Below are 22,516 nucleotides of genomic sequence, written 5' to 3' on the forward strand. Positions count from 1 at the left end.
ATCCTCGCGCCGCCTGCTTCCATGCCCGCTTCACGCTGGAGGCCATCGTCCACTGGCTCTACCGGCATGACCGCGATCTGCAGCCGCCCGACGACAACAACCTCGGCGCGTTGCTGCACGCGACCAGCTTCCAGCAGCTGGTTCCGCAGGCGATCTACCTGAAGGCCCGGCTGATCCAAACGCAAGGCAACGAGGCCGTCCACAACCCGCGCCCGGTGCGCGAGCAGGACGCGCTGCAGGTGGCCAAGGAACTGCACCACATCTGCTACTGGCTGGTGCGCACCTACACCCCCGAGGCCCCGCGCACCGGGGCCGCCTGGAGCGACGAGCACATCCCGCCAACAGCCGACAGCCAAGCCGCCGTCCCGCGCACCGAGCTGGAGACCCTCGAGGCCCAACTCGCGGTCCAACAGGCCGAAGCGCTCAAGCAGCAGCAGGAGCGTGACGCCCTCGATGCCGAGGTCCAAGCCCTGCGCACCCGCCTCGCCGAGGTCCGTGCCGCCGCCGAGCAGGTGCCCGATACCCACGACTACTCCGAGGCCGACACCCGCCTGTATCTGATCGATACCGAGCTGCAGCGCGCCGGCTGGGCGCTGGATCGGCCCAACAACCGGGAAGTCGAAGTGACGGGCATGCCCACGACCCAGGGCATCGGATACGCCGACTACGTGCTCTGGGGCGACGACGGCAAACCGCTTGCGGTGGTCGAGGCCAAGAAGACCAGCGTCGACCCGCACAGCGGCCAGCAGCAGGCCAAGCTCTATGCGGATGGCCTGGAGCAGATGCACGGCCAACGCCCGCTGATCTTCACCAGCAATGGTTACCGCACCTGGCTCTGGGACGACCAAGCCTACCCGCCACGGCAGGTCGCCGGCTTCTACAGCAAGGAAGCACTGGCCAGGCTGATCCTGCGCCGCAGCCAGCGTCAAGCCTTGGACGTCACCCAGATCAAGGACGCCATCGCTGGGCGCTACTACCAGAAGCGCGCCATCGGCAGCCTCTTCGCCCAGTTCAGCGCCGCCCTGCGCAAGGCGCTGTTGGTGATGGCCACCGGGACCGGCAAGACCCGCACCGCCATCGCCCTGGTCGATGTGCTGCAACGCGCCGGTTGGGCCAAGCGGGTGCTGTTCCTGGCCGATCGCGTCTCCCTGGTCCGTCAAGCCTGCAATGCCTTCAAGGCCCACCTGCCGGAATCGAGTCCGGTCAACCTGGTCACCGAGAAGGACACCGAGGGCCGGGTCTACGTCTGCACCTATCCGACCATGATGGGCCTGATCGACCAGACCCAGGGCCGGGAGGCCCGCTTCGGCGTCGGCCATTTCGACCTGATCATCATCGACGAGGCCCACCGCTCGGTCTATCAGAAGTACGGCGCGATCTTCCGCTATTTCGACAGCCTGCTGGTCGGCCTCACCGCCACCCCGCGCGAGGAGGTGGACAAGAACACCTATGCGCTCTTTGACCTGGAGCCTGGCGTGCCGACCGACGCCTATGAGCTGGAGCAAGCGGTCAACGACGGCTTCCTGGTCCCACCCCGTGTTCAGCAGGTCGATCTCAAGTTCCCGCGTGAAGGCATCGACTACGACAGCCTCAGCGACGAGGAGAAGGCGCAGTGGGAGGCGCTGGATTGGGGCGATGAGGTCGAGCCGGACAGCCTGCCGGAGCGGGTCAATGCCACAGCGATCAATAGTTGGTTGTTCAATCAGGACACCGTCGACAAGGTGCTGCAACATCTGATGGAGCACGGCCATAAGGTCGCGGGCGGCGACCGGCTGGCCAAGACGGTGATCTTCGCCCGCAATCACGAGCATGCGGTCTTCATCGAGCAGCGCTTCAATCAGCACTACCCGCACCTAAAGGGCCAATTCGCCCGTGTCATCGACAACTACGCGAGCTACGCCGAGACCCTGATCGAGGACTTCTCGCAGCCAGACAAGCCCCCGCACATCGCCATTTCGGTGGATATGCTCGATACCGGCATCGATGTGCCCGAGATCGCCAACCTGGTCTTCTTCAAGCCGGTCTACTCGAAGATCAAGTTCTGGCAGATGATCGGCCGTGGGACCCGGCTCTGTCCCAACCTGTTCGGCCCCGGCGAGGACAAGCAGGACTTCCGCGTCTTCGACGTCTGCTTCAACTTCGACTTCTTCCGCGAGCACCCCGAGGGCATCGAGGCCAGCGGCAGTGCGCCGCTGGGGACGCGGCTGTTCCGCGCCCGTGTGCAACTGCTCGGCCACATCCAGACCACACCGGACCTGGACCCGGATGCCGACCTGTTGATCGCGCTCAGCGATGACCTGCATGCGGAGGTGGCGGCGATGAACCGCGACAACTTCATCGTGCGCATGCACCTGGAGCAGGTCGAGCGCTTCCAGGATCGGGCGTCCTGGGACGATCTCAGCGAATCCGACCGCGAGACCCTGCAGCGCGAGGTGGCGACGCTGCCCTCCGAGCATGAGACCGATGACCTCGAGTCACGGCTGTTCGATCTGACCGCGCTGCGGATGCAGCTGGCCCATGCCGAGACCGATCCAGCGACCTTCGAGCGCCTGCGCCAGCGTATGGTGGAGATCGCGATGCTGCTAGAGGAGAAGACGGCGATCCCAGCGGTCAACGACCAGCTCGGCTACCTGAGCGCACTGCAGGAGGCGGCCTTCTGGGAGGGGATCGGCCTGAGTCAGCTCGAAGAGCTACGGCTGCGACTGCGCGGCCTCATGCCCTTCCTGGACAAAACCAAGCGCAAGATCGTCTACACCGATTTCAAAGATGAAGTGCTCGGCGTCCGCGACGAAGCGACCGTCGCGATCCCGACGATGACCGGCGTGCAGTACGAGAAGAAGGTCAAGGACTACCTGACCAATCACCTGGACCAGATCGTCATCCACCGGCTACGGACCAATCAGCCGCTGACACCGATGGACCTGGAGAGCCTGGAGACCACCCTGGTCAAGATCGGCGAAGACGACGGCGAGACGCTACTCTCGGGACTGTTGGAGCGCAGCGGCACACCCTCACTGGTGCACTTCGTGCGAAGTCTGGTTGGCATGGACCGACAGGCGGCCCAGAACGCCTTCTCCCAGTTCCTCAGCGACCGCAGCCTCACATCAGCGCAAATGCGCTTTATCGAGCTGATCATCGACCAGCTCACGGCCCGGGGGGTGATAGAGGCCGCCGCGCTCTACGAGCCGCCTTTCAGTCACCTGCACGCCGGAGGACCGGATGAGCTGTTCGCTGGGCGCGAGAACGTGATCGACGGGGTGTTTGAGACGCTCAAGGCGTTGGAGCCGGAGCGGTTGGCGGCGGCCAGCTAACGTCTGACACTCTGCAGTGAATCGAAAACCCTACGTAGCCCACATTGATAGCCAGTAGGCGTAGCGCATCGGCGAGCTGCCCCTTGCTCGCCTTCTCGATGAGCTGTTCCGCGTAGCCGATAGAAGCGGCAAGCGTGTAGGAATGGTCCATCGTTATCGCGAGCGACAAGACCCAGGAAAAGGCAATGACCGCCTCACGGTTATCGGTTCGCTCGCCTATCAGTTCGCAGCACAAGCATCCGCCGGCAACGATGCGTTGCATCGCGTCCTTGGAGGCACGAGACCCCAATTTTCATCGAGTTCAGGTTCTTTTTCTCAGCGCAACGCTCAGAGATAGGTCGCACAAGAGAAGCCCTGGCTCATAACACCTGCAAGATTTCACAGTCATTCGGGCGATTTTCCCTGAGACCTGTGAGCATGAGGTCAGTAATAAGAAAGAAGGAGCACCCTGTTGGTCCATACCCGGTGGGGGGGGAGGGGACCCGGCACGGTTGGTCATGTTGACAGAAACCCTTGGGTACGGCAGCCGCATCGGTCGCCGCACGTCCCACCTACCCATGAGGGCTATACAGAATGCACGAGCCAACACACACCACCACCACGCCGGACCCTGACCTCGAGATCAAGCGTGAGCGTCGTAAGGCGCGCTATGCCAGCGCCGACATGGCCATCGGCCTGTACACAAACCTGTTCTTTTTCAAGGAGATCCTAAGTCGTCATGCGCTTGACACTGAGCCCCTAGACAATAACCGCGACGCAAAAGCGATCCTCGAGGAGGAGCGTTGGCCGCATCGCACGCTGTTGATCGATGCCGTCGAGTCATGCCTGCGCTACCGGCTCGCTCGGGACATGGCTGAACGCTTCAAGGCCCTGAAGCCGGAACAACCCGATCAGCTGGAACTCTGGGAGTGTCTAGGTGGAATATCGGTTTTGCGTCCGATCTCGTTGCGACGGCGGTTGATCTCAGCCTCGATCGCACGCAGCTCCTTGTCAGCGACCACTAAGAAGTTCCCCGAGCCACAGGCCGGATCGAAGACCCGGATGCGAGCGATCCGGTTGCGCAGATTGAGCAGCTTGCGTGGGTTGTCGCCGGCCTCCTCTTTCTCGCGCAGTTCATCGAGAAACAGCGGATTGAGCACTTTCAGGATGTTCGGCACGCTGGTGTAGTGCATCCCTAGCTTCCCGCGCTCCTCGTCCTCGGCGACGGCCTGAATCATCGAGCCGAAGATGTCGGGATTGATCTTCTGCCAGTCGAGATGGCCGATGTGGATCAGATAGGTCCGGGCGATCTTGCTGAAGCGCGGTACCTCGACGCTGTGGGAGAACAGGCCGCCGTTGACGTAGGGGAAGGTATTGGCCCAACGCGGCACCTGCTCGGCTTGCCGCTTGATCGCCGGAAGGTTCATGGTGCGGAACAGTGCGCTGATGACCGCGTGGGTGTTCGAGGAGTCGCGCGCGTTCATCTGCTCGATAGTCTTGGTGAACAGCCCTTTGTCGGCGAAGATGTCGGTGTCTTCGGCGAAGAAGCAGAAGATCAGCCGCGCCATGAAGTGGTTTATCTCCGCGCGGCGCGCCTCCGTGCCCCAGTCCGGGTTGTCCTTGAGCAGTTCGACATAGAGCCGGTTCAGTCGGCCGGTGGCCTTGATACCGTCTGCGGTGACGCCCAGTACCTCCGGGCGGTCGACATCCGCGACAGCGCAAATGTCTCCTTGACAGTCGCCGAGCGTGAACCTAGCATACGTCGGCCTTATCAGCAGTAGACTCCGCTTCATGGATCTTTCTCAGATTCGAGCGCCTGTGGCTGACGATGTCAAGGCTGTCGACACGCTCATCATCGACCGCCTCCAGTCCAGCGTCGTGCTCATCAATCAGATCGGCCACTATATCGTGAGCAGTGGTGGCAAGCGGTTGCGTCCGCTGCTCGTGCTGCTCGCGGCGCGTGCCTGCGGCTATGCGGGCGCGCGGCATCTCGATGCGGCGGCGATCGTCGAGTTCATCCACACCGCCACCCTGTTGCACGACGATGTGGTCGACGGCTCCGAGCTGCGCCGTAACCGGAATACCGCCAACAGCGTCTGGGGCAATGAGGCGAGTGTCCTAGTCGGCGACTTCCTCTACGCCCGTGCCTTCGAGATGATGGTCGATGTCGGCAATCTGCGGGTCATGGAGGTCATGGCCGGCGCCACGGCACGCATTGCCGAAGGCGAGGTGCTGCAACTGCTCAACGCCAACGATGCCGATACCGACGAGTCGCGCTACATGGAGGTGATCCAGCGTAAGACGGCGACCCTGTTCGAGGCCGGGACGCGGCTTGGCGCGGTGATCACCGAGGCCTCGGCGGAGATCGAGTCGGCCATGGCGAGTTATGGGCTGCATCTTGGCATCGCCTTCCAGTTGGTCGACGACGCACTCGATTACATGTCGGACGATGGCACCATCGGCAAGAAGATTGGCGATGATCTCGATGAAGGTAAGCCGACCCTGCCGGTGATCCGTGCGATGGAGGTCGGTACCGAAGCGCAGCGCAAGCTGTTGCGCCACGCGATCGAGGAGGGCGGCCGGCAGCATATCGATGCTGTCATCGAAGCCATTGTCGAGACCAAGGCGATCGACTATACTGCGGAACTTGCTCGCTGGCATGCAGAAGCGGCTAAACAGGCACTCAATGCGGTGCCAGCGTCGCCCAGTAGAGATTCAATGGCCGCCACAGCGGACTTCGCCGTCGCGCGGACCTATTGACAGAGCGCCTTCCCCAGGCGTTCGAACAGAGTATCGGGGTGTAGCTCAGCCTGGTAGAGCACTGCCTTCGGGAGGCAGGGGCCGGAGGTTCGAATCCTCTCACCCCGACCAATACTTGATGACACCTACTCGAACAACGGGATGCTCAAGGCAAAGATGCCGGCGATGGGCGAGAGCTGGCTCTCGTGCATGATCATCAAGGTGTTTTCGGTCTTGTGCTGCGGTCCCGGCGGGATGATGATCGCGAACTCGCCTTCTTCCAGATGGAACTCGTGGATTTCACGATGCCCTTCCGACGTCGTACATTGGCTTGAGCGGTAGGCATCATCCTCGCCGTAGACGAGGCGGTTGTACACCTTGAAGAGGGTATAGAGGCTCAGACCTCCGGGGAAGCTGGGCCAACGCGCGGGGATCGACCGCGTCTCCTCATCGACCTGCTGGCCCGCAGCTTCGGCGGCGGCAATGGCGGCGGCAAGCGGCTCGGCGAGCAACGAGTGACCTTGACTGGGCAGCGGCTCCTGCTTTTCGCGGGCTTGCTGAAAGGTCTCGAGCACCTGCTGAAAGTCGTCGAAGCCGCGCAGCGGATAATCGATATGCCGCAGTTCCTGGGGCGCAAAGCTGCCGTTTTCCCAACCATGGATCACACGCAGGATCAAATGGCGGCGTTTCATTGGGCGCACGACCAGCAGGTGTAGCATGATGTGGATATGCAGCAGCCGCTCGACGGCATCGTTGGTAAATGCTTCGTAGGGAGCCGCGAAGATCTCATGCAGGCGCCCAGGGACATGTTCCCGAGCTTCTTGATAGGTCATGATCGATTCCAAGTGGTATGACTCGGTGGCCCAATATTCATCAGCCCAGTATTCGCCAGTCCACTAAGCCTGGCAAGCGCGTCAGCGCCACGCATGGATGGCTGACCTAGCGTTCGCCCTTCAGCAGGAGGCGGCCTAGGTCTTCGAGGAGCTTGACGATGCTCTCGGCGCTCATTTGATAGGGATTGAATTCAGTGCCGATGGAATACTGCGTGATCGTGGTTCGGACTGCTTCGGTCCAGGGAACATAGGCCATGCTCCAGGCGCTGAAGAGACGTTGGCTCACCTCGCCATAGGCGAGCAGCTGGGCATTGCGATGGCGCTGATCGCAGCAGATCCGGGAATAGATATGGTTGACGGTGGCGCGTGAGCCCTCGAGACATTGCAAGAAATAGTCGCTATTGAAGAGCAGCACTCCGGAGACGGCCTGCTTTGCATTGTTTTTGCGGGAGACTTCGAGAATATCATTGATCTCCTCGCTCCCGATATGTTTAACCAATTCACTGCAATAAACGATGCGTGTCAACGGCATGGCGGTTTTTCTCCGGTAAATTATCGAGCGCGGCTAGTCTCTGTCAAGGCTGTTATGGCCCGTGCTTTCAAGCTCGGGAATGGGCGTTCTCGAGCGAGACGTAGGCCAGCGCAAGCGTTGATAGGCAGTCGCGAGCTGATCGCCAAGCACCAGCAGGCAGGGCGTCAGGACCAAGGTTAGCAGGGTCGCGAAGCTGAGTCCGCCGACGATGGCACTGGCGAGCTGCGTCCACCATTGCGTTGAGGGCGCGCCGAAGCTGATGTCGCGCCCCAGCAGGTCGACGTTCATCGACAGGACCATCGGCATCAGTCCAAGTACCGTGGTAAATGCGGTCAGGAACACCGGCCGCAGGCGTCGGCGGCCGGTCTCCAAGGCTGCGGCGATCGCATCCAGGCCCTCGCCTCGAAGGCGGTTGTAGGTGTCGATCAGGACGATGTTGTTGTTCACGACGATGCCGGCGAGCGCGATGATGCCGAGGCCGACCATCACGATGCCGAAAGGCTGGCCGGTGATCAGCAGTCCCATCAAGACGCCAGCGGTCGAGAAGACAATGGCCGAGAGCACCAGGATGGCCTGATACAGGCTATTGAACTGCGTCACCAACACTAGGGCCATGAGGAAGAGGGCGCTGATGAAGGCCTGGCTCAGGAAGGTCGCCGCCTCGCGCTGGTCGGCGTCTTCACCCTTGAAGCGGAGGCTGACCGCCGGATCGACCGGCTGCTCGGCGAGGGCCTCGCGCAGGCGTTGTAACTGGCTGTCGACGAGTTCGCCCTCGGCGACGTCGGCCTGCACGGTGATCGCCCGGCGCCCATCGACACGATGCAGGGTGCCCACCTTAGGCGCGGGCTTGACCTCGACGAAATTGCTGATCGGCACCATGCCCTTGGCGGTTGGCACGGCCAGGCTGTCGAGCTGCCCAAGATTGCGCTCCCCATAGGGGAATCGCACCCGGATATCAACCTCATCATCACTGTCATCCGGCCGGTACTCGGAGATCTGGATGCCCTGGGTGACCATCTGCACCGCATTGCCGAGCAGGGCGACATTGGCGCCGTAGCGGGCCGCGCGCTCGCGGTCCACCTCGAGTCGCCATTCGATGCCGGGCAGCGGGCGGTCGTCCTCGACATCGGCGAAGCCGCCGAGGCGCTCGATGATCGCGCGTACGTGCTCGACCTCGCGCGGAATGCGGCTGGTCTCGCGGGCACTGAGTTCGACTTGAATGGGCTTGCCCTCCGAGGGGCCGCCCTCGGCCTTGCGCGTCTCGACGCGAATGCCGGGGATCTCGGCGGTGCGCGCGCGGATGTCCTCGAGGATCAGCTCGGCCGGGCGGCGTTGATCCCAATCGGTGAATTCCAGTTGAATGGTCCCGATCAGATCCTCGGCGCCGCCCCCTTGTCCGGAGGCGCTGTTGTAGGAGCGTGCATAGACCGCCGCGAGTTCCGTCATGCCGAGGATGCGCTGCTCGACCTGACGCACAATGCGATCCTTCTCGCGGATGGAGAGGTCGCCGCGCGCGCGCACCTGCACCAGTGCCATCTCGGGTTCGACCTCGGGGAAGAATTCAACGCCCTTGCCGAACTGCGCGTAGGCGGCATAAGACCCGAGCAGCGCCAGCAGCGCCACGGCCAAGGTCTTGCCGGGATGGCGCAGCAGGGGCGCGAGCAGGGCAAGATAGCGCCGGGTGATGGCGCCGTCCTCGGGAGCGCTGGACGGCGCCTGGGGCGCGCGGGCGCTGATCGTCCAACCCAGCACGGGCACGAATATCAGAGCCATCGCCAGCGAGGCGGTGAGGGCGATCAGCACCGTGATCGGCAGATACTTCATGAACTCGCCGACCAGGCCGGGCCAGAACAGCAACGGGAAGAAGACCGAGAGCGTGGTCAGCGTCGAGGCCGTGACCGGCCAGGCCATGCGCTTGGCGGCGCCGGCATAGGCTGCGGCCGCTGGTTGGCCTGCGGCCAGGCGCCGATCGGCCAGCTCGGTGACCACGATGGCGCCATCGACGAGCATACCGACGACCAGGATCAGGCTGAAGAGGACGACGATATTGATGGTGAAGCCGAGCGCGTTCAGCACCAGGATGGCGCTCAGGAAGGAGCCCGGGATGGCGATGCCAACCAGTAGCGCCGAGCGTGGACCGAGCGCGGCAATGATCACGATCATCACCAGCAGGATGGCTGAGAGCACATTGTTTTGCAGGTCGCCGAGCATCTCGCGGATCTGGTCGGACTTATCCTGCATGTAGGCGACTTGCAAGCTTGCCGGCCAGTGCTCGCGTTCGTGCTCGACGATCTCGCGCACTGCGGCGATGGTCTCGATGATGTTGGCGCCAACCCGCTTCTTGATCTCGAGCGTAACCGCCGGTTGGCCGCCGACGCGGGCAAAGCCCTCTGGGTCCTTGAATCCACGGCGCAGGCTGGCGACGTCACCAAAGGTCACCACGCGATCGCCGACGGCCTTGACCGGCATCGACAGCATGTCGTCGATCGACTCAACCACGCCGGGTACCTTGAGCACGAGCCGTCCGGCCCCGGTATCCATGGCGCCGGCGGCGACCAGCCGATTGTTACTGCTGATGAGATCAAACAGCTCGCCATAATCGACGCGATAGGTCTGCATGATTGCCGGGTCGACGATCACCTCCATCAAGGCCTCGCGGTCGCCGCCGATATCGACCTCGAGCACGCCGGTGAGCGCCTCGATGCGATCCTTGAGATCGCGGGCGATGCGGATCAGCCCGCGCTCTGGCATCGGCCCCGAGAGGGCCACCGTCAGCACCGGGAAGAGGGCGACGTTGATCTCGTGCACGCTGGGCTCGTCGGTCGCGGCGGGCAGCTCGCTCTGGGCGATATCGACGCGTTCGCGCACATCGGCCAACGCGCGCTTACTGTCGAAACCGGCGGTGAACTCCAGCTGCACCGAGGCGCGCCCCTCGGCGGCGACGCTGGTCATCTCCTTGACGCCTTCGATCGCTTGCAGCTCCTTCTCCATCGGCCGCACCAAGAGTCGCTCGGCGTCCTCCGGCGAGATGCCGTCATGGGTCATCGCGACATAGATGATCGGCACCGTCACATCCGGCTCGGCCTCCTTCGGGATCGACTGGTAGGCGGCGAGCCCGGCGGCGAGCAGGAAGATCAGCGTGAGCAGGACCGTGCGGCTGCGTGAGAAGGCCAGATCGATGAGCGCGTTCACGACGGATCCGTGGTCGCGGTGATGGGCTCCACCTGTTCGCCTTCGGTCACGAAGCCCTGCCCCTGGGTGATGATGTGCGCCTGCGGCGGCAGCCCAGAGACCCAAACGCCCTCCATCTCGGTGCGCACCAGGGCGATCGGGTGGAAGTGCACCCGATCATCGGTATCGACGGTGCGCACCCCGATGCGGCCACTATCATCGAGGGTCAGCACCGCCGGCGAGATAAAATGCGCGCGTTCATCACCGATCTTGATGCGCAGCTCGGCGCTGACCCCACTGGCCAGGCGCAGCGCCGGATTCGGGATCTCGGCCTCGACGCGGAAACTTCGGGTCTGCGCATCGGCGACCTGGGAGAGATAGCTGAGATGGCCCTCGGCCTGGCTGCCGTCGAGCAGCGTGACGCGCACCGATTGGCCGTGTTCGAGCGCGCTCGCGCGCTGCTGAGGCACCTGGCCGACAGCCTTCAGGCGGCTGTTGTCGACCAGCTCCAGCACCTCGTCCCCCCGCTGCAGCAGGCTGCCGAGTTCGATCTCGCGGGCCTCGACCACGCCGGGGAAGGGCGCGCGGATCCGCAGCCGCTCGAGTTCGACCCGCAGGCGGGCGATCTCGGCCTCGGCGCTGGCCAGGGCAGCCTGGGTCTGCTTGATCTGGGTGCGCGCCTGCATGCCCTGACTGCCGAGCGTCTCGGAGGCACTGAGTTCGAGCTGACGGGCGGCAAGTTCGGCCTCGGCGCGCGCGAGCTGCGCGGGTCGATCCTCCTCGGCCAATTCCACCAACAGGTCGCCGGCCGCGACCAGCGCGCCTTTCTCGGCGTTTAGCCGCACGACCTTGCCGTCGGTTTCGGCTCGCAGCCTGACCCGGCGCCGCGGCTCGAGCTGCCCCTGGATCAGGATCTCGCGCTCCACGGGCTCGGCTTGGCTCCGGGTCACCAGCACCGTCATGTGCCGTTCCGGCGCTGCGGCTTCGGTCTCGATGCTGGAGGTTGCGGGCTGCGCGGTGCGCGAGGCGCCGACGAGGGCGCCGGAGAGCATCCAAATGGTGGTAGCTGTCGCCAGTCCAATCGCTAAGATGACTGAGCGATGCGACGCGCGATGTGCGTTAGATGGCGACACGCTCGACGATGGCGTCGACTTCCGAGAAGGAGAAGGGTTTTTCCAATACATCCGAGACACCAAGCTGCTCAAGGCGGGCGGTCTCCTTGTCGCGCAGCTCCGAAAAGCCGGTGATGACCACAGCCCGGCAGTGATGATGCTTTTTGCGCAGGCGCTCGAGCAGATCGACACCATCGATTTCGGGCAGCACCATATCGAGGACGACTAAGTCGTAACAGTCGCGGTCACAGAAAATCTCCGCTAGATGACCGTCGAAGGCCGCAACCGCCTCGTGGCCACGCGCGGCGAGGTGGTCCGCAAGGACGGTTGCGAGCAACCGATTATCGTCGACGATCAGGATTCTCATGACAGGGTCTCCGGTGATGACAGACGTTGACTGCAGTCCGGGCAGATGCCGTGGCTGATGCGCGGCATCGCCTCCATCGCGAACAGGCGCAGCTGCATCACAGCCTGCTCCACTTCGACCCAGGCCTGCTCGGCGAGGACCGCTTTGCACCAGCTACACATCGAGAGCACACGGTGCGAACGTGGTTGCTCTGGATGGCGCTCCAACAACCGCACCTGCGGGCGGGCCTGAGCGCGCAGCAGTCGGCTGGCGAACTCAACCTCGTCGCTGTCGGTGAGATAGCGCATGTGCATCCGCATCCAGCGGCGCTGATCCGGGGAGTCGCATCGGTAACCGAACCGCAGTGTGCGCCTCGAGGCGCGCACGCGCTCGATCAAGAGCGCGTAGAGGTGGCGTGTCTCTGCATCGACGATCGCCGAGAACAGCGGGCGCCCGAGTTGCGCCTCGGCCGTCGTCGGATAGTCGTTCTCCAAGGCAAACGTGAGCCAGTCGGCACTGACGTAGCAGATGCGTCCGTCCGCGTCGATGCGATGCACAAAGCAACTGTGGTTGGATGGGATGGTCATAGAGTGGTTTTCACCTTCCCCAAGCGTAGCAGACTCCCCCGAGAATGTGTGGGCATCATGCGATGCCTTCATCCGCGTTGGGCTTGGGTGCGCTCAGCGCCAAGCGGCTTGCGCCCTCGCGCTGACCTCGCTAGTTTGTCGCAGGCTGGCGATCCGTCGAACAGCCATCGGCATGGTGGTCTAGAGCGAGAGCGAGAGCGGGCGCCGGGCGTGCCCATCGGCGATGGAACAGACGGAGGACGTAAGACGGTGACGGGATCGAATCAGATGACGTTGGAACCTGGGCACAACTGCTGGCGCGTCGAGACAGCGCCGCGTGTCGGCCTCTGTGTCGATGGCGAATGCTACTTCGGCCAGTTGCGCCAGAGCCTGATCGCGGCGCGTCGTTTTGTCGCGATCGCGGCCTGGGATATCCACAGTCGGCTCGAGCTGGTGCGCCCGGACCCTGGGGATGGCTGGCCGACCGCGCTCGGCGATCTGCTGACGCGGTTGCTCGACCTGCGGCCCGAACTCGAGATCTTCATCCTGCTCTGGGACTTTGCACCGATCTACGCGCTCGAGCGCGAGCCGCTGTTCTTCGGCGAGACCCCCTGGCACAAGGACGCGAAGAAGCGCCACCCGCAGCTGCATTTCATCCTCGACGACCAGCATCCGCTGCTCGGCAGCCAGCACCAGAAACTGGTGCTGATCGACGGCGCGCTGGCCTGGTGCGGCGGCTTCGACATCAGCAAGTGGCGCTGGGACACCGAGGCGCATCGCGCCGATGAGCCGCTCCGGCGCGATCCGGACGGCGACCCCTATCCGCCATTCCATGACCTGCAACTGCTGGTCGATGGCGATGCGGCGCGCGCGCTCGGCGAGCTGTTTGCGGAGCGCTGGGAGCGCGCTGGCGGCGGCGTGCCGAGCGTGCTTCAAGCGCAAGGCACGAACCGCTCGGCGGACGCTAGCCCCGAGGCGGATGCCAGCCCTGAGGCCGCGACCGATCCCTGGCCCGAGTCGCTCGAGCCGTTGCTGCGCGAGCAGGTCATCGGCATCGCCCGCACCCTGCCGACCTTCGAGGGGCGGGCCGAGGTGCGCGAGTCCGAGCAGCTGTATCTGGACATGATCGCGTCGGCGCGCGCGCTGATCTACATCGAGAATCAGTATCTGACCTCGCGCTCGGTTGTCGATGCGCTGCGGCGTTCTCTGTCGCAACCGGATGGACCTCAGATCCTGATCATCCTGCCGCGCGAGACCGGTCACTGGCTCGAGCAGCATACGATGGATCTGATCCGGGCGCGGCTGCTCAACGAGCTGCGCGAATTGGATCGGCACGGGCGGCTGCATTGCGTCTATCCGGACCTGCCGGCGCTCGGCGATGACTGCCTGATGGTGCATGCCAAGCTGATGATCACTGATGATCGTGTGCTACGGCTCGGCTCCTCGAACCTGAGCAATCGCTCGATGGGACTGGATAGCGAGTGCGATCTCTGCCTGGTCGGCGAGAGCGAGGCCGCGCGCACCCAAATTCAACGGCTGCGCCGGCGCTTGCTGGCGATGTTCCTCTCCCTCTCGCCCGAGGAGGTCGTGCGCATCGAGCAGGAGGCAGGCGTCGAGCCGGAGGCGGGGATCTCGGCGTCGGACACGGGAGCCGAGTCGGCGTCCGCGCGCTGGGGCCGGGCGCTTGCGCGGCTGCTCGACGACGAGCGCCCGTCCCCCGAGCCGGCGCCCGAGACGCGCTTGCGCCTGCAACCGCTCGAGCCCGAACTCGACCCGGAATGGAACCGGCAGTTGCCCGATGAACGTCTGATCGATCCGGATCGGCCGCTCTCGCCTGAGTGGGTCGGCGATGTGGTGGTCGGCGATGAACTCGAGCCGCAGGCGCGTTGGCGCGCCATGTTCGGCATCGGGCTGGTGCTCGCATTTCTAGCGGTGGCGGCGCTCTGGCGTTGGACACCGGTCGGTGACTGGCTCGAGCCACAGCGCCTGGCCGAGACCGCGCGGGCGCTGACCCAATCGGCCTGGGGAGTGCCGATCGCGTTCGTGGCCTTCGTCGTCGCCAGCCTGGTGGCGGTGCCGGTGACCCTGTTGATCCTGGTGACCACCCTGGTGTTCGATCCCCTGCTCGGCGGGCTGATCGCCCTCGGTGGCTCGGTGATTGCTGCCGTCGCGGGCTATGGCATCGGTCACTACACCGGCGCCAAGGCGGCGAAGAAACGCCTCGGCGGGCGCTTTGGCGACCTGCGCGAGCGTCTGACCAAGCGCGGGATCTTGGCGGTGGTGACCTTGCGCATCGTCCCGGTGGCGCCGTTCGCGGTGCTCAACCTGATCGCCGGCGCGATGCAGGTGCGCTTCCGTGATTACGTCCTCGGCACCCTGATCGGGATGGCGCCGGCGGTGATCGCGATGGCGGTATTCTCGGAAGGCCTGCTGCAGCTCCTGGGGCGGACTGATATGCGCTCGCTGGCACTGCTCGTGGGCGGGGTGGTACTCGCCGGCGGTCTGCTCTGGCTCGGACGTCACTTGCTGCGCAAGCGTGCCTGAGGAAGACAAGCCCGCGTTGGGCGGTGCGCTGGACGGTACGTTGGGTGGCGCGCTGGATGGTGCGCTGGGGGCTCGAACGGGCTCCGAATTTGTCGTCGCCAGCTATAACATCCATCGCGCGGTGGGTGGTGATCGTCGCAAACAGCCGTTGCGCGTCGCCGAGACCATCGCCGCGCTCGATGCCGACCTGATCGCGCTGCAAGAGGTCGAGACGCCTGCCAATACCGCCGCGCCACGGATCTTCCTGCAGCGCTTGTATGCGCTTGGCTACGAGGTGGTGCTCGGCCACACCATGCTACTCGGGCCGCATCACTACGGCAATCTGCTGCTGAGCCGGCTGCCGGTGCTGAGCCAGCAGCGGTTGAATATCAGCCAACCGGGGCGCGAGCCGCGCGGGTTGATCGATGTGGAAGTGGCATGGCGCAGAGGTGCGGATGTGGGCGCGGGTGTCGATGCTGACGCAGGTGCGGGTGCCGCTGCTGGAGCGGGCGCACCGGCGGCGCGCGACGCTGTGGCGGCGAAGACGAGCCCGAGCGGGCTGGGCGACAGCGGTGATACCAGCGCGACCGGTTTGCACTGCTTAGCCACCCACCTGGGACTGAGTGGGTCAGAACGGCGGCGTCAGATCGCGGCGATCCTCGCGCATCTCGGCGAGCGAGCGGCGCTATCGAGGACGCCCCTGGTGCTGATGGGCGATTTCAACGAGTGGTGGCCTCGCAACGCCCGGCTGGCGGCGCTCGATCGCCACCTTGAGGCGGCGCCGGCGCTGGCGAGCTTCCCGTCGCGCTGGCCGCTGCTGGCGCTGGATCGACTCTGGTACGGCCCCGCGCTCGAACTCATCGAGGCCGATATCGTGCGCACCCAGGCCACCCGTGCCGCTTCGGATCATCTGCCGCTGCGGGCGCGGTTTCGGCTCCGATCGTATCCCGGCGCCACCGGAGCCTGAGCGGGAGCAGCCAGCCTGAGTGCTCCTTCAGCTCGTCGCCTGATGCAGTGTGATCTGGGTGAAGGGGATGGTCCAGTCGTGCTGGTTGCAGGCCTCGACGAGGATGCGTTGGATCGCGCAGCGGATCCGTTCGGCGCGCGGCGCGGCGGCGCCGTCGAGCCGCACCTCAATGCGGTAATCCAGCGATGAGGCGCTGGCGCTCTCGAAGCTCACGCTCACCGCTTGCAGCTGATCCGCGTCGAGCAGCGTCGGCAGCGCGTCCTCGAGCGCCGCTTGCATCAGACGCGGCACCTCGGCGGTGGCGATGGCCTGGTGACGGTAGTCGATGCCAAAGCGCTCGATGAGACGGAACCCCTCGGAGAGTCGGCGCGGATGTTGTTGCAGGAAGCGGCAGGTCGGATAGACGATCTTGGCGCCGCCAAGGTCGGTCAGGCACACCGTGCTCGGGCTCTGATGGCTGATCTGGCCGAGCAGCCCATCGCTGAGTTCGACCCAGTCGCCGTGGCGGGTAGGGAACCAGGGTTCGTCCTGGCCAGCCGGGCGCGAGTGATAGCCGACCAGGTCACGCACCGGCAGCTGCTGGACGCCGCCCTCGAGTTCGGGGTTGACCAGTTGCGCGCGAAAGGCGAGGGATTCGACCCGGTAGGGCACCTCGTTGAAGAGGATGCGCTCGCCCTCGCGCACGGTGCCGACATTCAGGATCAGCTTCACCGACTCGATCTGGCTCGGTAGGGTGTTGATGCTGGCCCAGCCGATGCCGATCAGGAAGATGATGATGATGCCGAGCATGAACCAATCGCCGGCCGCGTTGAACACCGCCATCATCGCCAGCAGGCCGCCAAGGACGCTGAAGATATGCAGCAGCAACAGCGCCAAGCGGCTGCTGAGCTGCTTCTCGGCATGGTGCTTGCGCAGGCGCATGATCTGGGTGGCGATCCAGCGCACGCCGAAGAAGACCAGCGCGAAGGCGCCCACCGCCAGCAGCAGGTTCAGGCCGCGGGTCTGGAAGAACTTGCGCGCGTAGGAGGTGGTCTCGTCGAGCACCGACTGGCGCTGTTCGAGCCTGTTCTGCAGTTGCAGGTCGAGCGCGATGTAGCGGTTATTCGCCTCGCTGGCGATGCGCTGCCAGTGCTCTAGGCGTGCCTCGAGACGCTTGCGCAGGGAGGCCGATGGGTTTTGCTCGAGCAGCCAGTGCAGTCGATCCACCGCCTGTTCGGCCAGATTCTTGCGCTCGCCCAGGGTCTCGAGTTCGGCGCGCAGCTCGCCGATGGCGCGCGATTCAGCCGTGACGCTCTTCAGCTCGGCCAGGATTGGCTTGAGCAGCTTGCTCAGCTCCTGCTGCCAGTCGAAGGGCTGTTCGTCCTCCCCGACAAAGGGGCTCAGGTCGATCTCCAAGGCGAAGCGATCGAACTGGCGGCGATTGTCGGCCAACTCCGTGCGCAGTTCCCGCAGGCGCGCGGCCAGATCCTCGCGGGTGACCTGATCCTGGGCGTCCACCAATTGCTGCTGGATGCTGGCGATCTGTTGCTCCTTGCTCGCCAGCGCCCGGTGCAGGGCGTTCAGCGACTGCAAGGCCGAGGGGTCGAGGGGCTCGCCCTGCTCGGCATCGAGCCCGGCGGTGAGGCCCGCCAAGGGGTCGCTGGGCGTTTCCTGGGCGAACAGGGGAGCCGCGCCAGCGCTCCAGATCAGAAGGAGCAGGAACGTGAACGCCGGGGTCGACAGGGGAAAACAGCGGGTCATGGGAGCCTCTCGAACTTGGAGCTTGAAGTGACGAACACGCCTACAATGGACGCCCTTTATGTGCGCAAGACGCGCATGCTCGCCGTTGGAGCCGATTGATGCAAGACACCTCGCTACTGACTCGATTAAGGAACTGGTTCTTGCAAGGTATCGCCTTGCTCGCGCCACTGACCATCACCCTGGCGCTGCTGATCTGGCTCGGCCAGTCGGTGGAGGTGTTCGTCGATGGCTTACTCCATCGTCTGCTGCCCGAAGCCTGGTATATCCCAGGCATGGGGCTGGTCGCGGCGCTCATCGTGACCTTGGCGGCGGGGCTGCTGGCGAACCTGTTCCTGGTGCGTTGGCTGCTCGAACTCGCCGAACGCGTGCTGGACCGGATTCCGCTGGTCAAGAGTTTGTTTCAGGGGCTCAAGGATGTGGCCCGATTCTTTGCGCGCACCGGGGATCAAGACCTGGGGCGGCCGGTCGCCGTGACCCTGCCGGTTGGCGAGACCTCGGTGCAGTTGGTCGGCTTCATGATGCAGGAGCATGCGGAGCTGCCGTTCGTCGATGCCGGGGTGGGTGACGAGCGGCCCGATCTGGTGGCCGTCTATCTGCCGATGAGCTACCAGATCGGCGGCTATACCCTGTATCTCGAACGCAGTCGGGTGCGCCCGCTTGCGGTTGGCGCCGAGCAGGCATTGCGTTCGGTGATTACGGGGGGCGCCTTGAATGAGGCTGTGAGCAGCAATGGGCCGTCAGCCTCGGTGACGCCGATCGGGGGCCGCGGACGTTCGGGCGATGAGGACAGACGCTGAACGGCGGAGCGCTTCGCCGGTGTGGCTCTCGATGAGAGACGCTGCTGATCAGGGTTGCGCCGCGACCAACGGCACCGAGCGCAGCGGCCAAGCGTTGAGATCGCCGCTGACATCCACCACCTGAAAGCGCACGAAGATCGACTCCGAGAGCCACTCCTCCTGCCGTGCCGCGCGCAGGGTGCGATGGTGCGGGCTCTGGTGATAGGCGAAGGTGCGCATCTGCTCGGCATCCTGCCAGAGGCTGAAGGTCGCCAGCGTGCGCAGCGGGCTCTCGCCAAAGCCGATGTGAAAGAGGCAGCCTGGGGCCTGGCGCAGATGCGTACGGATCTGTGGCACCGAGCGCCAGAACGCGCGCAGGCGGTTGTTATGCACGCGCGCGTGGGTCAGGACCGCGAGCGGCCCGTCGCTCGCGCGCTCGCCGCTGTAAGCGAAAGGCTCGCGCCCATCCCAGGTGCCGTGGCCCGAGAGCGGTCGCAGCGCGATATGCAGCTGCGCCTGACTCGGCCCGGCAATGCGTCGATAGAAGCGGCTTTGCCGCAGGCGCGCATCATCGGCCGGGTCGGGCAGCGCGCTCATCAGGCAATAGGTGCGCGGGTCGGGCAGGATCGAGAAGCCATCGCCGCCGCCACAGCCCATCAGCCGGACCTCGCCAGCGGGCATGTCGTCGCCGATGAACAGGCGGCGAAAGCCCATGAACACAAAGGCGACCGGGCTGTAGCCGAGCGAATAACGGAAGAAGCTGAAGGTGAGGCGGTCGGATGGCATGCGGATCAGACTCAGTCCTCCGACGAGACCAGCACCCGCGCCATGCCGGGCCCGAGCCAGAACTCGAACGGGGCCGGCAGTTCAGCCATCGGCCAGTCCGGCGATAGGTCGCGGATCGGCCCCGGTGACTGGAGCAGGTGGCGCAGGTCATCGACATAGAAACGTTGGCGCGCCCAGGGATCTTTGTTGATCACCAACAGCGCTTGGCCGGGGCCGTCGAGGGCGTGCTTGCGCAGCACCAGGATCGCCGGATCGGGATGCTCGAGCCGTTCGATGCGGCCTTCGCCGGCGAGCGCCGGCACGCTGTCCTTGATCGCGTTGACCTGGGTGATGAAGTCGCAGAGATCGAGGTTTGGCGTCTCCCAGTCGTCCGGGGTCGTCTCGACCACGTCGAGGCGACGGCGGAAGCCGAATTCAAACCCGATCGGGATCATCACGCCGCTCGCGAACAGGGCGGTGAACAGGTAGCGCTGGCGAAGCGCATCGGCATTCTCCCGGAATTCCTCGAACATGCGCGGCGTGTCATGGCTCTCTGGAAAGCCGATCGAGGGCGCGATCTGGCGCGTCAGTTCGTACTGATCGAGCAGCCAGTTGCCGTTGAAGTCCCACCATTTAGCGCTGTTGAAGATGGCATCGAAACCGGCCTCGGCGGTCTCGCGGGTCTGCTCGGGACTGCAGCCGAGGGTCTCGGCGACGAAGACCGCGTCTGGATGGCGCTTGCGAATGCGCGCGATCAGCTGCTCCCAGAGCGCGGCCGGCAGCTGATAGGCGGCATCGCAGCGAAAGCCCCGGAAGCCGAGCCCGATCAGATGTTCGACCAGGCGCTCGAAGTAGGCCAGCAGGCCGTGCGGGTCATCGGCCTGCTGCAACGCGCGCTGATGGTCGAACTGCACCAGATCGCGCCACACCACCTTGTGGCCGTTGGCCTCGACGCAGAACGGGTGGGCGATGCGATTGTTGTGGCGCAGGAACCAGTCGGGGTGCTCGGTCACCAGCGGGCTGTCCTCAGCGCAATGGTTGATGACCAGGTCGATCATCAGCGACAGGCCGTGCTCGGCGGCGCGCTCGGCCATCGCCCGCACCTGGGCGTCCGGCTCCAGGCTGGATTCAGGCGCGAGCAGGGCTTGGTTGAGCGCGAAATAGTCGGCGATCGAGTACAGACTGCCGGAGCGGCCAAGCTGCTGGATCGGATTGACGAAGATCCAGTCAAAGCCCAGCGCGGCGGCCCGCTCCAGATGCGGCGTCCAGCGCTCGAACGGGCCGACTAGGAGCGGAAACAGGTTGTAGAGTTTCATTCGACGGTCTGCTGTTGACGCTTTGGCGAGCGTTCTTTCTTATAGCCCTGCTCGAATTCAGCGGCGCCTTGCTCGACGGCGTTGACCGCCTTCCCGGTCTTCTGGCCGACCCAGGAACAGGCGCCCAGGCTGACCGACAGTAGCATCAGGGGCAGTGCGTGGAAGAGACGTCTTTTCATAAGGGATTGCCACGGTGATCGCTGATTTTGAAAGTCGTAGAGTATAGCCGCTAACGTCCAGCAAGGATTCGCAAGCTGATAGACTGAGCGCCCTTGGCGAGACTCAGATCCCGTTCACGACGAGAGACAAGAGCCATGCGCGCGCATTTCGATCCCAGTGGGACTGCCGACGCCGATCCTGCGGGCCTGCGAGATGCCCGTGTTCGGGGGGATGTTCCCGCAGGTCACGTACCAGGGCCAGAACCATGAACGCGGCACCTTGTTGATCGCGTTCGGCGCCGCGCCCGAGGTCGCTTGCGTACATGGCCTGAGCGACGCGGAGGCGGATTTCGACGCGCGGGTCGAGGTCGCCACCGAGCACTGGGACGAGCCGCCGGGGGTGAGCATGATGCTCGTCTTCGTCGATGGGCTGTCGAGCCGGATCAGCGCGCTGGTCGAGGGTCTGTTCGCCAACTTCGGCCTGGAGAACAACTTCATCGGCGGCGGCGCGGGCTCGCTGAGCTTCCAGCAAAAGCCTTGCATCCTGACCAATGCCGGGCTGCTTGCCGATGTCGCGGTCCTGGCGCGCCTGCCGATCCGCAGCCATCTCGGTGTGACGCACGGCTGGCAGCCGATCAGCGAGCCGATGAAGGTACCGGCGCGCGCGGCAATGTCATCTGACCCTGGATTGGGATCCCGCCTTTAACGTCTACAAGCGCATGGTGGAGGCGCACAGTGGCCAGGAGATGCGCGCGGATGCGTTCTTTTCGCTGGCGAAATCCTATCCCTTCGGCATGACCAAGCTCGGCACTGAGATCGTCGTTCGCGACCCCCTGATGGTCGCCGACGGAAGCCATCTGGTGTGCGTCGGCGAAGTGCCCGAAGGGGCCTTTCTGCGGCTGCTGAACGGAACGCCGGACAGCCTGATCGCCGCCGCGAAGAAGGCGCGCGAGCTGGCCATCCCCGAGGGTGTCGGCGAAGAGGCGGCAAGCTACCTGTTCATCGATTGCATCTCGCGCGTGCTCTTCTTAGGGGAGCGGATCACCGATGAATTGAACGCGGTCGGGCAAGAACAGCCGGTGAATGGGGCATTCACCTGTTAAGCTTTCTGACTAACAGAGTGAGGCGCTACAGCACTAGTCCTTTTAAGGGCCATCGATCAACACCCCCGAATTGCTAACCTGAGCCATGCCATGAATCTGATTGCCCTGCTTTACATCAGCTCGTCCAGCGAGACACTGACCGAGCAAGACCTCACGGAGATCCTCAAAATCTCCCAAACGAAAAACCAAGACGCCGACATCACCGGCATCCTTTGCACCGGTGGCGGGCACTTCATCCAAGTGCTCGAAGGACCGCAAAAAGCCGTTCTCGCGAGCTACCTGCGCATCCTCGACGATCCTCGTCATACGGATTGCCTGTTGATCGGTGTCACCCCCTTGAAAGAAAGGCTCTTCGCGGGCTGGTCGATGGGCCTCATCAACGTCAGTCACGAACACATGCGCGAGCGCCGCCAGCAACTGATCAACGCCTCCCACCACACGGATCAGGGCAAGGAAGTATCACTCGTGAACATCATGCGCTGCTTGATCAATTCCTCCTGACATCTTGATCGCATAGTTCGGTGATCGCTCGATCCACCACCGGGCATAGGAGCAGTACCGAGCGGATTCAGTCCAAGT

General features: G+C 64.4%; 19 protein-coding genes and 1 tRNA gene. 9 read left to right on the forward strand and 11 right to left on the reverse strand.

Annotation, left to right across the window (positions count from 1 at the left end; translation table 11 throughout):
* Positions 1-3,311, forward strand: a 3,311-nt coding sequence (locus AC54T3_RS15490; RefSeq protein ID WP_496626175.1) for a DEAD/DEAH box helicase family protein, incomplete at its 5' end; no start/stop codon positions are given.
* A gap of 890 nt (positions 3,312-4,201) precedes the next feature.
* Here AC54T3_RS15490 and AC54T3_RS15495 read toward each other — a convergent pair.
* A complete protein-coding gene (locus tag AC54T3_RS15495) occupies positions 4,202-5,083 on the reverse strand; it encodes a type IIL restriction-modification enzyme MmeI (RefSeq protein ID WP_496626177.1) in 882 nt (293 codons plus the stop codon).
* Here AC54T3_RS15495 and AC54T3_RS15500 point away from each other — a divergent pair.
* Positions 5,082-6,050, forward strand: a complete 969-nt coding sequence (locus tag AC54T3_RS15500) for a polyprenyl synthetase family protein (RefSeq protein WP_496626179.1) — start codon at positions 5,082-5,084, stop codon at positions 6,048-6,050. The two genes, AC54T3_RS15495 and AC54T3_RS15500, sit on opposite strands and share 2 nt — an antisense overlap.
* Positions 6,051-6,084: 34 nt before the next feature.
* Positions 6,085-6,161: transfer RNA gene (locus AC54T3_RS15505), tRNA-Pro, on the forward strand.
* A 14-nt stretch (positions 6,162-6,175) separates the two neighbouring features.
* Here AC54T3_RS15505 and AC54T3_RS15510 read toward each other — a convergent pair.
* The 6 genes from AC54T3_RS15510 to AC54T3_RS15535 form a co-directional block, all read right to left on the reverse strand.
* Entirely contained in the window at positions 6,176-6,862 is a 687-nt protein-coding gene (locus tag AC54T3_RS15510) for a hypothetical protein (protein WP_496626180.1), read from the reverse strand.
* Positions 6,863-6,968: 106 nt separating this feature from the next.
* Entirely contained in the window at positions 6,969-7,394 is a 426-nt protein-coding gene (locus tag AC54T3_RS15515) for a BLUF domain-containing protein (RefSeq protein ID WP_496626181.1), read from the reverse strand.
* Positions 7,395-7,427: 33 nt separating this feature from the next.
* Positions 7,428-10,586, reverse strand: coding sequence for an efflux RND transporter permease subunit (locus AC54T3_RS15520; RefSeq protein WP_496626183.1), 3,159 nt, complete (start codon positions 10,584-10,586; stop codon positions 7,428-7,430).
* Positions 10,583-11,617, reverse strand: coding sequence for an efflux RND transporter periplasmic adaptor subunit (locus AC54T3_RS15525; RefSeq protein WP_496626185.1), 1,035 nt, complete (start codon positions 11,615-11,617; stop codon positions 10,583-10,585). Before AC54T3_RS15525 ends, AC54T3_RS15520 begins: the two co-directional genes overlap by 4 nt.
* Before the next feature lie 67 nt (positions 11,618-11,684).
* A complete protein-coding gene (locus AC54T3_RS15530) occupies positions 11,685-12,044 on the reverse strand; it encodes a response regulator transcription factor (protein ID WP_496626186.1) in 360 nt (119 codons plus the stop codon).
* Positions 12,041-12,610, reverse strand: coding sequence for a hypothetical protein (locus tag AC54T3_RS15535; RefSeq protein ID WP_496626187.1), 570 nt, complete (start codon positions 12,608-12,610; stop codon positions 12,041-12,043). The genes AC54T3_RS15530 and AC54T3_RS15535 overlap by 4 nt, the downstream gene beginning before the upstream one ends.
* A gap of 267 nt (positions 12,611-12,877) precedes the next feature.
* On the opposite strand from AC54T3_RS15535, the gene AC54T3_RS15540 reads away from it, so the two are divergent.
* Together AC54T3_RS15540 and AC54T3_RS15545 are read left to right on the forward strand one after the other, a co-directional pair.
* Positions 12,878-15,133 carry a VTT domain-containing protein gene (locus AC54T3_RS15540; RefSeq protein ID WP_496626189.1) on the forward strand — a complete coding sequence of 752 codons (2,256 nt, stop codon included), beginning with the start codon at positions 12,878-12,880 and terminating at the stop codon, positions 15,131-15,133.
* Positions 15,126-16,079 (forward strand): endonuclease/exonuclease/phosphatase family protein, encoded by a 954-nt coding sequence (locus tag AC54T3_RS15545; protein WP_496626191.1) that lies wholly within the window; start codon positions 15,126-15,128, stop codon positions 16,077-16,079. The genes AC54T3_RS15540 and AC54T3_RS15545 overlap by 8 nt, the downstream gene beginning before the upstream one ends.
* 27 nt (positions 16,080-16,106) lie before the next feature.
* Here the strand turns inward: AC54T3_RS15545 and AC54T3_RS15550 are convergent, their stop codons facing one another.
* Complete coding sequence (locus tag AC54T3_RS15550; RefSeq protein WP_496626193.1) at positions 16,107-17,819, reverse strand: hypothetical protein; 1,713 nt, start codon at positions 17,817-17,819, stop codon at positions 16,107-16,109.
* A gap of 98 nt (positions 17,820-17,917) precedes the next feature.
* On the opposite strand from AC54T3_RS15550, the gene AC54T3_RS15555 reads away from it, so the two are divergent.
* The gene (locus AC54T3_RS15555) at positions 17,918-18,616 is read left to right on the forward strand and encodes a DUF502 domain-containing protein (protein WP_496626194.1); all 699 of its coding nucleotides are present in this window, start codon (positions 17,918-17,920) and stop codon (positions 18,614-18,616) included.
* Positions 18,617-18,664: 48 nt separating this feature from the next.
* On the opposite strand, the gene AC54T3_RS15560 is transcribed toward AC54T3_RS15555, so the two are convergent.
* The 3 genes from AC54T3_RS15560 to AC54T3_RS15570 are packed head-to-tail and all read right to left on the reverse strand — an operon-like array spanning position 18,665 to position 20,855.
* Positions 18,665-19,381: an aminodeoxychorismate lyase gene (locus tag AC54T3_RS15560; RefSeq protein WP_496626196.1), complete on the reverse strand. Its 717-nt coding sequence runs from the start codon at positions 19,379-19,381 to the stop codon at positions 18,665-18,667.
* 11 nt (positions 19,382-19,392) lie between these two features.
* Positions 19,393-20,676 (reverse strand): alpha-amylase family glycosyl hydrolase, encoded by a 1,284-nt coding sequence (locus tag AC54T3_RS15565; RefSeq protein ID WP_496626198.1) that lies wholly within the window; start codon positions 20,674-20,676, stop codon positions 19,393-19,395.
* Positions 20,673-20,855, reverse strand: a complete 183-nt coding sequence (locus AC54T3_RS15570; RefSeq protein WP_496626199.1) for a hypothetical protein — start codon at positions 20,853-20,855, stop codon at positions 20,673-20,675. The genes AC54T3_RS15565 and AC54T3_RS15570 overlap by 4 nt, the downstream gene beginning before the upstream one ends.
* A 157-nt stretch (positions 20,856-21,012) precedes the next feature.
* Between AC54T3_RS15570 and AC54T3_RS15575 the strand changes: the two genes are divergently transcribed.
* The 3 genes from AC54T3_RS15575 (at position 21,013) to AC54T3_RS15585 (ending at position 22,438) form a co-directional block, all read left to right on the forward strand.
* A complete protein-coding gene (locus tag AC54T3_RS15575; protein ID WP_496626201.1) occupies positions 21,013-21,540 on the forward strand; it encodes an FIST N-terminal domain-containing protein in 528 nt (175 codons plus the stop codon).
* Positions 21,541-21,580: 40 nt separating this feature from the next.
* Complete coding sequence (locus AC54T3_RS15580; protein WP_496626203.1) at positions 21,581-21,937, forward strand: FIST C-terminal domain-containing protein; 357 nt, start codon at positions 21,581-21,583, stop codon at positions 21,935-21,937.
* Positions 21,938-22,027: 90 nt separating this feature from the next.
* A complete protein-coding gene (locus tag AC54T3_RS15585) occupies positions 22,028-22,438 on the forward strand; it encodes a BLUF domain-containing protein (protein WP_496626205.1) in 411 nt (136 codons plus the stop codon).
* Positions 22,439-22,516: the final 78 nt, after the last annotated feature.

It is taken from the genome of Halochromatium sp. NSM3, assembly GCF_059621085.1.